Annotated in this window: 7 protein-coding genes; 5 read left to right on the forward strand and 2 right to left on the reverse strand. The window is 66.6% G+C overall.

The genetic code is table 11. The features are described from left to right. Positions 1–245: 245 nt before the first annotated feature. Together K228_RS0112300 and K228_RS27040 are read left to right on the forward strand one after the other, a co-directional pair. Positions 246–8,120, forward strand: coding sequence for a polymorphic toxin-type HINT domain-containing protein (locus K228_RS0112300; protein ID WP_025618709.1), 7,875 nt, complete (start codon positions 246–248; stop codon positions 8,118–8,120). Between the two features lie 193 nt (positions 8,121–8,313). After that, entirely contained in the window at positions 8,314–8,841 is a 528-nt protein-coding gene (locus K228_RS27040; RefSeq protein ID WP_245603459.1) for a hypothetical protein, read from the forward strand. 501 nt (positions 8,842–9,342) lie between these two features. Here the strand turns inward: K228_RS27040 and K228_RS29505 are convergent. After that, positions 9,343–9,576, reverse strand: coding sequence for a flavin reductase (locus tag K228_RS29505; protein ID WP_245603460.1), 234 nt, complete (start codon positions 9,574–9,576; stop codon positions 9,343–9,345). A gap of 290 nt (positions 9,577–9,866) precedes the next feature. On the opposite strand from K228_RS29505, the gene K228_RS0112305 reads away from it, so the two are divergent. From K228_RS0112305 to K228_RS27050, 3 genes are all read left to right on the forward strand, one after another. Further along, on the forward strand, positions 9,867–10,589 hold the full coding sequence (locus tag K228_RS0112305) for a transcriptional regulator (protein WP_025618710.1): 723 nt from the start codon (positions 9,867–9,869) through the stop codon (positions 10,587–10,589). Then, positions 10,586–11,059: an NUDIX domain-containing protein gene (locus tag K228_RS0112310; RefSeq protein WP_025618711.1), complete on the forward strand. Its 474-nt coding sequence runs from the start codon at positions 10,586–10,588 to the stop codon at positions 11,057–11,059. Before K228_RS0112305 ends, K228_RS0112310 begins: the two co-directional genes overlap by 4 nt. 1,609 nt (positions 11,060–12,668) lie before the next feature. Then, a complete protein-coding gene (locus tag K228_RS27050; RefSeq protein WP_029723526.1) occupies positions 12,669–13,736 on the forward strand; it encodes an IS110 family RNA-guided transposase in 1,068 nt (355 codons plus the stop codon). Positions 13,737–13,802: 66 nt separating this feature from the next. On the opposite strand, the gene K228_RS0112320 is transcribed toward K228_RS27050, so the two are convergent. Beyond that, positions 13,803–14,093 (reverse strand): transposase (locus K228_RS0112320; RefSeq protein WP_025618713.1); only part of this gene is annotated, 291 nt, incomplete at its 5' end.

A 14,093-nucleotide genomic window follows, 5' to 3' on the forward strand; every position in this document is an offset into this window, starting at 1 on the left:
AATTTGTCCGTGCTGTGTGTGGAGCTTGGCCTAATTCATGCTCTTGGGTTGGTTATTTGATCTTTCTTGGCTTTGTCTCAGGAGCGTCCCGTGGCCTAGATCACTCACATTGGATTTCGGCATGACTGCCGCCTTGAGCTGGGCGGACCTATGCCGCAGAGTGCACACGCACGTGTCACGCCTGGCGCGTGTTCTGCGCGGTCTATTCCGTGCCTTCTCTTTCGTCCTCGCGGGAGTCGACGGGTATGCGTGGTACCGGTTTGTTGTTCCGGCGGCCGTCCGGCCGGCGGACGCCGACAGAGTTGGGCCGCCTGGTGGGGCCGATCCGCCGGGCCTTCGTCTTGGCGCTCACGGCAACCCTGGCGGTGACCAGCCTGCCCGCCGTCGCGTTCGCGGTACCCGGGCCGGGCATGACTCGAGAGCAGGTCGAGCTGCCCGACCTGCCGGAGATCGAGCGGGTCGGCCGGGACGAGGGCGCCGAGACGGACCTGACCACCGCCCCCGAGGTGCCGATCGACCCGTACGAGCCGCAGGCGGTTGACCCCTGGCAGCAGGACAGCGGCGTGGTGGACCTGACCGGTCTCGGGGCGGGCGACAGCCGGCCCGTGGATGACCTTCCGATCGCCCTCGGCGTGCCGGAGGAAGGCGACCCAGCCGACCTCGCCGGCACGTGGGCGGTGGACCTGGCCGCGCCCGAGGCGTCGCAGGACGCGGGGGTCGCGGGCCTGATCATGAAGCTCACCCCGCCGGAGACCGCGGACCCGGCCGCCGAGGTCGCGCTCAGCGTTGACTACACACCCTTCGCCGACCTGTACGGCCCGCAGGCGGCCGACCGCTTCGGAGTCGTGCTGCTGCCGGACTGCGTCTACGAGGACCCGGACAGCGGGGACTGTGCGACCAATGGCGGCTCTGGCGGCGGCGTGCAGGCGCGGACCGCCGCCCCGACTGACCTGACCGGCCAGGCCGTTGCGCAGGCCGTGCCGAGTGAGGTCGAGCTGGTGCCGGCCGACGAGGCGCCCACCAACAACTCCGCAGCCGAGGACGAGCCGAGCCGGCGCGTGGTCACCGGCACGGTCCCCGTCGCCTCACTGCTCGGTGTCGACGCCGCCGCCGAGAGTGCCGACGCCGCCGAGAGTGCCGACACCGCCGCCGAGAGTGCCGACACCACTGCCGAGGGCGCCGCTGCCGACATCGCAGCCGCTGCCGAGGGCGCCGCCGTCGCGACGAGCGCCCCCTCGACGAGCTCGAGTGTGGTGGGTGTGCTGGACACCGGTGCCTCCACCGCCGGTGACTTCACCGCGACGCCCCTGCTCTCCTCGGGATCCTGGGCGGCGGGCGCGTCCTCCGGCGCGTTCACCTACGGGTACCAGGTGCAGGTGCCGGAGACCGCCGGCGGCCTGATGCCGAAGGTGAACCTCTCCTACTCCTCGCAGTCGGTGGACGGCCGTACCTCCGCCACGAACAACCAGGCCTCCTGGATCGGCGACGGCTGGGACTACAACGCGGGGGCGATCACCCGCAGCTACGCCAACTGCCGACAGGACTCGAAGAAGCCGGGGTCGAACAACTCCAAGCACCGGACCGCCGACCTCTGCTGGGGCTCGCCGAACGCGACGCTGTCGCTCGGAGGCATGACCACGGAGCTGGTCTGGGACGAGGACAAGCAGCGCTGGTTCACCGCCAACGGCGATGGCTCCACGGTGGAGCTGCGCACGGACACCGGCCGGGCCAACGGGGACGCGGACGGCGAGTACTGGATCGTCACCACCCGGGACGGCACCCGCTACCACTTCGGCCTGCACCGACTTCCCGGATGGTCCAACAACGGCTCGGACGCCGATGACCCGGTGACGAACTCGGTCCTCACCGTGCCGGTCTACGGCAACCACGCCGGCGAGCCCTGCTACAAGGCGGGCAACTGGGCCGGCTCCTTCTGCACCCAGGCCTGGCGATGGGGTCTCGACTACGTCGAGGACATCAACGGCAACGCGATGTCCCTGTGGTGGGGCAAGGAGACCAACTACTACGCCCGGAACTTCAACTTCAAGCAGCCGGTCAAGTACGACCGCGGCGGCTACCTCTCCCGCATCGACTACGGGCAACGTCGGGACACCCTCTTCAGCGCAGCACCCCTGGCCCGGGTCGGATTCACCGTCGCCGAGCGCTGCTTCGACGAGGGGGAGTTGACCTGTAGCGAGGAGAACTTCACCAGCTCCAACCCCGGGCACTACCGGATCTGGTACGACACCCCGGCCAACCTGCGGTGCGCCGGGGGCGAGAAGTGCTGGAACGCGGGGCCGGCCTTCTTCACCCGCAAACGACTCGACAAGATCACCACCTCGGCCCAGCGGCGCAGTGGCGACACCACGCTGCGGGCGGTGGACGAGTACCAGCTCACGCAGTCCTTCCCGATCCTGCTGACCGGGCCGAACACCGCGCTGTGGTTGGAGTCGATCACCCGTACCGGGTATGCCCGCAACGGCACCTCCGACGAGAAGGTCACCCTCAACCCGGTGCGCTTCGAGCACAACGTTGAGGACATGCCGAACCGGGTCAAGCAGGACCACCGCCCCGGCTTCTCCCGACTGCGCATCGCCCGGGTCATCAACGAGTACGGCGGCGAGACGGTCGTCAGCTACAAGGAGCCCACCGGGGACTGCGCCACCGGCACCAACCTGCCCGGCAAGGACGACACCGCCGAGCTGAAGGCCAACACCCGGCTCTGCTATCCGTCGTACTGGCATCCGGACCCGGAAGCCGAGGACATCGACTGGTTCCACAAGTACGTCGTCGACAGCATCGAGGAGCTGCCCGCGATCGACGGCGCCTCCGTCGCCACCATCACCCGCTACGACTACGCGACCCCGGCCTGGCGGCTCGCTGAGCGGGAGTTCACCAAGAAGTCGACCCGCACGTACTCCCAGTTCGCCGGCTTCGCGCAGGTCGCCGTCCGCACCGGCGACGACGAACCAGCCATCGGCAGCGCGCAGACCAAGACCGTCACCCGCTACTTCCGGGGACTCGGCGACACCGTCTCGGTGCGGGACATCACCGGCGCCGAAATCGCCAAGGACCGCAAGCCCTTCGCGGGCCGAATCGCCGAGGAGCTGACCTACACCAGCGCCGAGGACACCGACGAGCAGTGGCTGACCCGCAGCGTCACGTACCCCGCCGCCCAGCTTCTCGCCAGCCGCGACCGCGACGACGGCCTCAGCCCGCTGGAGGCCTGGCGGGTCACCGAGCCGCGGCAGGTGGCCTATGCCCGCTCCTCCGGCACCGGCGACGACACCCGCACCGAGCGGGTCGTCGAGACGAAGACCACCTTCGAGACGACCCATGGTCTGCCCACGCACGTCGAATCCCTCGGTGACACCGAGCAGGCTGGCGATGAGTCGTGCGCCTTCCTCGAGTATCACCACCGGCTGGACAAGAACCTCATCGGGCTGACCAAGCAGGTCCGCTCCAGCCCGACCACCTGTGCCGCCGCCACCTTCGACGACCTGACGACGCTGAGCTCGGCCAGCCGGGTGGCCTACGACGGCGCGGACTACGGCGTCGGTCTCGGCGACGGCACCCGCGGACTCGCCACCCAGACCTGGTCGCTGAAGGGCGACGGCTCCGGCTTCCAGGCCGACGGCACCACCGGCTTCGACGCCATCGGCCGCGTCGTGACCCGAACCGACGTGGATGGCGAGACGTCCACAATCACCTACACCCCCGCCACCGGTCAGGCCTTCGCCGTCTCCGAGGAGAACGCGCTGGGCCACCGGCAGACCCGGGAGGTGGAGCCGGGCCGGGCCGTCTCCCTCAAGACCACCGACGTCAACGGTCTGGTCAGCGAGGCGAGGTACGACCCGTTGGGCCGGCTCGTCGAGGCGTGGGCGCCCGGCCGTACCCCCTCCGCCGCGGCCGTCCCGGACTTCCGGGTCGAGTACGCGATCCCAGACGGCAAGCCGCCGTACATCACCACCTTCACGCGGGGGCACGAGGGCCGGATCGAAACCTCGGTCACGCTCTACGATGGACTGGGTCGGGAGCGGCAGAGCCAGACGGAAGCCACCGGCGGCGGTCGTCTGATCACCGACACGCTCTACAACAACTCCGGCGAGGTGTGGCAGACCCGCAACGCGTACCACGCCGACGGATCACCCATCGGGCAGCTCTTCACGCCGCTCGCCGACACGGCCGTCCCCAACGTCACCCGCTACACCTACGACGGTCTCGGCCGGGTCACCCGGGAGTTGCCGGTCCTGGACGGCGTCGAGATGCCGGCGCGGGCCACCAGCTACACCTACGGCGAGGACCACTCGACGGTCGTCAACCCGGCGGGTGCCGCGTCCTACCGCATCTTCAGTGACGCCATGGGCCGGACCACCCGGCTGGACACCTTCACCGACAGCGGCCACACCGAGTTCACCTCGATGCGGTACGAGTACGACGAGCGTGGGCAGCTGGTGCAGGCCACCAACTCCGCCGACGAAACCCACCCGTGGACCTGGTCGTACGACCAGCGCGGGCGACTCGTCACCGCCGTTGACCCCAACACCGGCACCACCAAGGTGACATACGACCGGTTCGACCGGCAGGAGAGCGTCACCAACGGCCGCAACATCACCGTCTGGAACAGCTACGACAAGCTGCACCGCCCCATCGAGCAGCGGCTCGGCGTCAGCGACGGCACCCTGCTGGCGGCCTACACCTACGACAGTGCCCCGGGCGGCAAGGGGCTGCCGGCGACCGCCACCCGCTACACCGACGGACTGGCGTACACCCAGGCGATCGGCGGATACACCGACGACTACCAGCCCACCTCCACCACCCTGACGCTACCCGACTCCATCGCCGACACCTGGGGCCTGGAAACCTCCTACCGGTACGACTACACGTACACCGACACTGGTCTGCCCGAGTCGACCATGCTGCCCGCCATCGGGACCCTCCCGGCTGAGAAGCTGCTGACCCGCTACACCAGGGACGGGCTGCCCCTGTCGGTGTCAGGCAAGGACTGGTACGGCGCCGAAACCGTCTACTCGCCGTACGGGCAGGTGCTGCGTTCCACCCTCGGTGCCCAGCCCTACCGGGTGTGGACCACCGCCTCCTACGACGACGCCAGCGGCGCCCTCACCGACCAGCAGGTCCACCGGGAGCAGACGGGTGACCAGAGCATCGTCGCCGCCAACCTGGTGTCGCACCGCTCCTACGGGTACGACGAGGCCGGCAACGTCACCTCGATCCGCGAGCGCTCCCTCGGCCTCGAGGAGCGGCAGTGCTTCACGTACGACCCGATCGGCCAGCTGACCACGGCGTGGACGGCGACCGACCAGGAGTCCTGCGTCGCCAAGCCGGCCGGCGACACCGTGACCGCCGGCACCGACGGCGCCGGCTACTGGCAGGAGTACGAGTACGACCTGCTCGGCAACCGCACGAAGCTGGTGGAGAAGGACCTCACCGGCGACACCGACAAGGACGCCACCACCAGCTACGACTACGGCAAGGCCGACGGCACGCAGCCGCGCACCCTCACCAAGGTCACCAAGGACTACGTGACCCCGGACGGCGCGGAGGTCACCGCCGTCGCCGAGCGGCTGTATGAGCTGACCGGCGAGACCAAGGTCGTCACCTCCGTGGAGAACGGCGACCAGCAGGTGCTCTCCTGGACCTACGACGGCAAGGTCGAGCGGATCACCGGCGCGGGCAGCAGAGGCAAGACCGCCTACGTCGGGTTGGCCGACAAGTGCATCGACTTGAGCAAGGCCGTCCCGGGCGAGGCGGTTCAGCTGTACCCGTGCAATGACACGGTCGCGCAGAAGTGGACCTTCGCTCCCGTCCCCGGCCAGGCTGACGCGAACCTGGGCACCCTGTCCGTGTACGACGACTGGTGCGCCCAGCCCGCCGGCAACACGGCCGGGTCAGCCTTCGCCACGAAGGAGTGTTCCGGGTCGACCGATCAGCACCTGGAGCGCCTCTCCACCGGGCAGCTCAAGCACCCCGCTTCTGGCCTGTGCCTCGGGGTGAAGGACGGGGCCACCGCCGACCGCACCCCGCTGGTGCTCGTGACCTGCGACGCGGACTCCGCCGCGCAGCAGTGGGAGGCGCAGGACGAGACCCGGCACCTCTATGGGCCCGGTGGTAGCCGCCTGCTCACCATTCAGGACCAGCACGCGACGCTGCAGCTCGGCGAGTCGGTGCTGGCCGTGCGGCGAGGCGGGGCGCAGGTCAACGTCCAGCGTTCCTACCCGGCACCGGGTGGTGTGGTGATGCGGTACGCGCAACTCGCCACCAGCAGTACGGCGCTCGTCGCCCTCGCCGGTGACCATCAGGGCAGCCCGTATGCCGAGGTCGGCCTCCAGGGCGAGATGCCGGTGCGGGTCCGAAAGCAGGATCCGTTCGGTAACCAGCGCGGTACCACGCCGCTCGGCGTCAATATGCAGACCCGCGATGGCTTCCTCGGCGCGGACCGGGACGACGCTTCTGGCTACACCCCGCTCGGCGCCCGGCTCTACGACCCGGTGGTGGGCCGGTTCCTCTCCGCCGACCCGGTGCTGGACATCGCGGACCCGATGCAGTCCAACGGGTACGCGTACGCCCACAACAACCCGGTGACCCATTCGGACCCGACGGGTCTGTCGGTGTCGTTGACCGCCTCGGAGAAGGCGGCGGCGCTCGCGGGCGCGGGCCTGTCGGCGGCGCAGGTCGCCCAGGCCCAGTCCGACATGAACCGTTCGTTGATGTCGGTGATCCTCGACTCGGCCTGGTACATGCTGAAGGAGTTCATCGGCATCAATGACGCCATGAACTGCTTCGGCGGTGACATGTGGGCGTGCGGCAGCCTCATCGTCGGGGCGATTCCGTGGACGAAGCTCGGCAAGATCCCGGGCGTAATCAAGGCAGTCAACCGGACGATCTCCGCGATTCAGGCATGGCGTACGGCGAAACGTGTCGCTGAAGGGGTGCTGCGCGCCGCCAAGGCGGCGGAGACGGCGGCGCTCAACGCCAAGAAGTTGGCCATCGAGAAGGCGAAGAAGGCCGCCCAGGCTGCGAAGAAGAAAGCCGCTCAAAAGGCGCAAACAACGAGTAATAAGGCGGTCAACGCCACAAAGAAGACCGGCAACTCAGCCCAGAAGAACGCCCAGGCGAAATCCAACCCGAAGGGTTCGTCAGCGGCCTCCAGCGGCGCTGGCAAGTCCGGCAAGTCCGGTGGTGGCTCGGGCAAGTCCGGTGGTGGCTCGGGTAAGGGTGACTCCAAGGGCGGCGGGGACTCCGGCGCGACGGCGCGCGGCAATGGCGGCTCAAGCGGCGCCTCCTGCAAGACTCCTGACAACAGCTTCGTCCCTGGCACCAGGGTTCTGATGGCAGACGGCTCCACCAAGCCGGTGGAGGATGTGCAGCCGGGTGACGAGGTCCTGGTCACTGACCCGGAGACGGGCGAGACCGTGGCCGAGACGGTCACCGCGGCCATCAAGGGTGACGGCGTCAAGAAGCTGGTGAAGGTCACCATCGACACCGATGGCGACCAAGGTTCGGAGACCGCCGAGATCACCGCGACCGATGGCCACCCGTTCTGGGTGCCGGAGCTGGGTGAGTGGATCGACGCCACCGACCTACGTTCCGGCCAGTGGCTGCGGACCAGCTCCGGCACGTACGTGCAGATCACGGCGATCGACCGCTGGGAGGTCCTGCAGGCCACCGTCCACAACCTCACCGTCTCCAACATCCACACGTACTATGTGATCGCCGGCAACACCCCGGTCCTCGTACACAATTGCGGCGGCAAGTCCGTTGCGGAGAACGATGCGGGAGCATATGGCGATCTCAGCCCAGGCAAGGTAGGCGATGGTCTTGAGGCAAATCATATGCCGCAGGCTGCGCTAGGATTCCTCGAGAGGAAGGAGGGTGGCGCTATTGTGATGAAAGCGGAAGACCACGCGCATACGCGAACATACAAGGGCCGAGGGCGGACGACAAAGGCGGCAGAGGCTGGTCTGCCCTTCCGGACTGTCCTTGCTAGAGACATCTGGGACCTTCGTCGAATCGGTGAAGTGCAGTACGGTGATCCGAGTCATTACAACAAGGGGATCCAGGGGCTACTTTCCTACTATAGGGGCATTGGGAGGCTCTAATCAGAGAAGCGGGCGCGCGCGGCGGGCGATACTTTCGATCGCATGCGTGCTCGCTACTACTCCGCTTATTCGGATGCTGGCAGTGATCATGAAAGTGATCTAAGACCGTCCACGAAGCAAGTCCTGATACTGTGACTGAGTGCATTCACCTAGCGATCTCTTGAGCGTTGTCCGTCGAGACGAACGCCTATCTGTGCTGCTGGCGACCGTCTTTGAGTTTGATACGAGCCGTGGGGACGAGGGGGCGGACGCAGCGTTGTCGTCTTCTCAGCCGCTGGAGCGTATCGCAGGAGACTTCACCGGAGGAACATTTTTTCGTTGTGGTAGGTCAGACGAGGAACGTCCTGTTCTGTATGCCAGCTCTGAAGGTCAGGCTGGCCTGATTGCCGATACCTCAAGGGAGGCGCTAGAGCTTGTCATTGGGTTGCCCTACTGGCGTGACTGTCTGAACTATTCTGGTAGCGGCAATCTGAAAGTCATGACCACCGCGGCTGCCTACCTGCAGCGTGATCTGGTTGATCAGATTCCGGAAATTGCTCTAAGGCAGTCGGAAGCTGCAAATTACCTGTCGCTTGAGGTTGTGCCTGCCAATGTGCTCCTGGCCCGTCTTCATGCTGCTGTCTCGCGCTCAGATCCCGATTACGTTTATATTGATGAGACGGGTGAGTATGAGGGCCTTTTCGGTGCTTTCCGGCCCGACAGAAACCCTCGGTGGCGGTGACGGTGCATGTCGCTGCCGTCTCGCGATTTTGTCAGATGGCGCTCGTTGCGATGATCCACGTTCCGTGGCTGTTGATTGTCGGAGGGTGCTCAGGTAGGCCCGGGTTGCCGTCACGGTTGCCGTCAATGGAGCCGTGACTTCGATGAGTGTCGACCGATTGTGGTGGCTGTCGTGCTAAGGCTGGCCGAAGCCATGAAAACGGTCCTGGAACCTCGTCGGCGAACCCAGGCGTACCGCTGATCGCGTTGGTCGATGATCGGCGTGCGCGCGGGGCCGGGACGGCTTTAGCGCGTGCGCGCGGCCCGGCCGACAGGCCGGGCCGTCTTGATTCTGTAGAGCAGTTTTGAGCCAGTCGGATCTTGGTCGACATCGAAGCCATGAACCGCGCCCTACACCCTGACGACACCGACCCGGACGACGACACCCCACCCACCGATAGCTGAGGCCCACCGGCCAGCGGTGCCCCGACCTGACCCCGCCATGGTCTTGGTTGGGGTGCCGCTACTCGTTGTGTAGTGCGGGTGAGCGCTGCCAGGCGAGGAACCGTGTGTGGAGTACTCCTGATGGGGTGTGGGGTAGGTCTTCGCATGCTTGGACCAGGTACGCCGACAGGTGCAGTATCAGCGACACCCGGGCACCGGTGAACTCCGCTACGAGCTGTCGCTTGCGGGTCCGGCACGGCCATGGCACCCCGCATCCCGCGCAGACCCACTGCGGCCGAATCGGCTGATGCATCGACAACAACCCCACCACCCTCCCGGATCGTTGGAAGAGGGAAGAGACCACCACGCAGCCCGCGACCGGGCCGCTCCCCGTCTCCGGCGGCAGCCCCTTCCCCCTGGCGCCCACCAGCCCGGCGAAAGTGCCGCAAGCGAACCGGCGAGGCCCTTGCCGCCGAACCTACGAACCAACCCCGGGACACCCCAACGTCCCCACCGGCACCATGCTGGACACTTCCACGACCCTGGTGCGTCCCGCCGTGTCCACTACCGTGGGACGGTATGAGTCACCGCCTCCGCGCGGCCATGCTCCGCGCCCACCTCAACCCCGCAGCCCTCGCCGAAGCCGTCGGAGTCGACGTCAAAACCGTCACCCGGTGGCTCACCGGCCGGATCCCACACCAGCGCACCCGCCTCGCCGTCGCCGACGCCCTCGGCGAAACCGAAGCCGACCTGTGGCCACAGACCCGCCCCGACCAGGCACCCGGCGCGGAAGCCACCGCCGAGGTCGTCGCCGCCTACGCCCACCGCGCCGACATCGGCCACCACATCTGGGCCGCCCTACTCACCGGCGCCACCACCCGCATCGACCTGCTCGGCTACGCCTACCCATTCCTCCTGGAACTGCTCCCCCACACCATGCAACTCATCACCGACAAAGCCACCAACGGCGCCCAGGTTCGGCTCGCGTTCGCCGACCCCGACTGCCCACACGTCGCCGAACGCGACAACCTCGAACAGATCGGCGGCACCCTCCCCGGCCGCATCCGCAACGCCCTCAACTTCTGTGAACCCCTCCACCAAGTGCCCGGCATCCACATCGGCCTGCACACCGTGCACCTGTACAACTCGGTGTTCCGCTTCGACCACCAGATGATCGTCACCCCACACCTCTACCGCGCCCGCGGCTACCAACACCCCGCCCTACACCTACGCGAACTCTCCCCGCACGGCATCTTCGCCGCCCACGCCGACCAGTTCGAACAAATCTGGCAAACCACCACCGCCTACCCCACGCACACCCCGTGACCGGCCGCCGCGACCACTACCACGACCCCCACGCCCCCACCCCGAACAGCCTCATCCCCGGCGCCGCCGCCATCATCACCGACCCACACGGCCGCGTCCTGCTGCAACGACGCACCGACTCCGGCAACTGGTCCCTCCCCGGCGGCACCATGAACATCGGCGAAACCCTCCAACAATGCGCCATCCGCGAAGTCAAAGAAGAAACCGGCCTCGACATCGCCATCACCGGCCTCCTCGGCATCTACACCGACCCCGCACACGTCATCGCCTACCCCGACGGCGAAGTCCGCCAGGAGTTCACCATCACCTACCGTGCCCGAGCCACCGGCGGCACACTGACCGTCAGCGACGAATCCACCGACGTCCGCTACATCCACCCCACCGACTTCGACAACATCCCCATCCACGACACCGTCCGACTCCGCCTCCACCACCACACCCAACACCGCGACACCCCCTACCTCGGATAACGCCGACCATCGATGCCCAGGCCCCAGAAGGGCACGGACGTCTCCCCAGGTTGCCGTCACCGTCGCCGTCAACACCGATACATTTCGATGCGGCAAGTCGGTGCTACGCACGAAAGGCCAGGTGAAACCCCATAAAAGCATAGGTCACACTACGTGACAGGCTGAAAATCCCACACGTACTATGTGGTAGCCGGCAACACGCCGGTACTCGTACACAACACCAACGGTTGCTCTGTTTCCGGCTCAGCGGACGGGCAGAAGTTGGCAGATCAGCTCCGTTCGGAATCGACGAATTCCATGTTCACGCCGGGAGGTGGCCTTACGAGCCAAGCTATTGGTGAGTCCCGACTCATCATCCGTGGTAGCGACTTGGGAAACCAGCAGCTCCGGGCTCACCTCACCCGCGATGGCAGCGACATTGCGGACTGGGGCAAATATACGACGAGGACTCATCAGAGTTCCTATGGGGAGTTCCAAGTCCATTATTACTACAATTCGAGAACTGGAAATGCGGCCTATGACTACGACTATAAAGTTGTGATGAACGGGAGGTAGCGGTGCGGGTTAAATATGCGGGCCGACGGCTAGAGGGCGTGTCTCACCAGGGGATCGACGCCCTGTCGGTAGGACGCGAGTATGCGGTGCTTGAGATCTCATTGCTTGCCGATCGGCCCTCCTACTTTCGAATTGAGGTCGTCAACGGTGAGCCTCCAGCTCTGTTCGATGTACGCCTATTTGAAGTCACATCGCCGGCAATTCCCCCAAACTGGATGTGTTCGCTCGATGAGTCCGGGCTGCTGACAATCGGACCTAAGGCTTGGAGGGAGATCGATTTTTGGGAGGCGTATCTAGAACGACGGGAGTGGGCGGTGGACGCATACGAGAGAGAGTGCGAGGCGATTCTGTCAGCACGGACGGAATGATGCTGTGCGAATCGGTCACTTGGTCGCGTCTGGCGCAGTATTCTGCTGCGCGCGGCTTGAGCGGGTCTGGTCACCGACCGTGACTACTGGATGTGCGGGTCGGTGGTTGTCAGCCCGGGTTGCCGTCACGGTTGCCGTCAGATGGTAGAACACATGGCAATTAATCGATCTGGTCCGGGCGGTCGCAGCGGGTAAGTGCCTGGGCGGTGGCGCACCGCGTAGAGATGCGACGTCGACCCCCGGAAGCATTCGCCGTGAGTGGTTGGTAAAGGGATCTCACGGCCTCGGTCGGGCTCGGGACTGGATGGTTCGGCGTTCGTGGGCGTGCGCGCGGGGCCGTAGGCCGTAGCGCGTGCGCGCGGCCCGGCTCTGCCGGGCCGTTCTTGATCCTGTAGAGCAGTTTTGAGCCAGTCGGACGCTTCTATAGGTGTGCCGGTTCCGGGAGGGATTGGTGCCGGTACGGTCCGGCGTCGGTGATCTGCGAGTGACTCAACCAAGATCTGGCCACCACGGTGTGCCATTCGTCGGACTTGTCCTCGTGGGTCGCCGGCGCCGACCCGGCCCGCCTTGCTGGCCTGATCAGAAGCCTGTCCGTGCTTGTCGCGTGACTCATCACAGATGTGCCGCCGGGTGGTCGCCTCCCGGGCCGATGCTGTCCGAATGTCGGCCTAAGAAGAGGAGACCCCGTGTCGTCCGTCCTGGCAGAACGACTCGCAGATCGCGTCGACGCGATCATCGGCGTGGACACTCACACCGACACCCACACCGCGGCGGTGGTTTCGCCGGTCGGGTCAGTCCTGGCCGAACTCACCGTCACGGCCACAGCCGACGGTGTCGCCTCCCTGCTGGCCTGGGCTGGTGAGCACACCAATGGGCTCGGCTCCGGCCGTCGCGCCTGGGCACTGGACAGTGCACGCTCGCACGGAGTCGGACTGCTACGCGCACTTCGCACCGCCAACGAGACCGTCTTCGAGGCGCCCAAACCCACGGCGACGGCCCGGCGGCGCGGCGGCAAGTCCGACTCCCTGGACGCGGTCCACGCCGCCAGAGCCGTCCTGGCCGCCGACCACACCACCACGCCGCGCGCCGACGGCGACCGCGAAGCCCTACGAATCCTGCACGCCTGCCGCCGCCACTACACCGACACCCGCACCGCCACGGTCAACCTGTTCAAGTCGCTGATCCTCACCGCCGACGACGAGTTACGCGACCAGTTCCGCGGCCGAAACCCCGACCAGCAGGTCCGCCTCGCCGCCGACCTCACCGCCGGCGAGGACGCGGACACGCTCGCACGCCTGCGCCGCGACCAGATGACCGCCCTGGCCAACCACATCCGTGACCTTGACCGGCTGCTGGCCACGAACCTGCGCCACATCCGCGACCTGGTCACCGCCATGTGTCCGCCGCTGCTCAAGCAGCCCGGCATCGGCCCCGTCACGGCTGCGGTCGCTCTCATCTCCTGGTCGCACCACGGGCGCGTCCGCAGCGAAGCCGCCTTCGCCGCCCTCGCCGGGGTCAGCCCCGTGCCCGCCAGCTCTGGCCGCACCGTCCGCCACCGCCTTAACCGCGGCGGCGACCGGACCCTCAACTCCGCCATCCACACCATTGCCAAGTCCCGCCAGCGATACCACCAACCGACCAAGGACTACATCACTCGCCGCACCACCGAAGGCCGCACTCCACGCGAGATCACCCGCGTCCTCAAACGCTACATAGCACGCCAAATCTGGCGGATCATCCAAGCCGCCCCTTGACAGCAACCCTCACAGATCGGGAGTGTGGCGTTTTCCGTGTTTGGCCGTTGGGTGTGATCGAGGTTGTTAGATGGTGATCCGGTCGCCGTAGGCGAGGATCAGGGCGTTGAGGGCCTTGGCCCAACCGTAGACCCGGCCGGTGATGCTCCCACTCTTGCGTTTCTGTTGGACGACGAGGTAGAGGACCTTCATCGCGGCCTGCTCGGTGGGGAAGTGCCCGCGGCGGCGGGCGGCTTGCCGGAACCGGGCGTTGAGGGACTCGATGATGTTGGTGGTGTAGAGGACCTTGCGGACCTCGTGGTCGTAGTCGAGGAACGGCACGAACTGTGGCCATGATGTTCGCCAGAGCCGGATGAC

Origin of the sequence: Salinispora cortesiana (genome assembly GCF_000484695.1) — a bacterium.
In the GTDB taxonomy this organism is placed as follows: domain Bacteria; phylum Actinomycetota; class Actinomycetes; order Mycobacteriales; family Micromonosporaceae; genus Micromonospora; species Micromonospora cortesiana.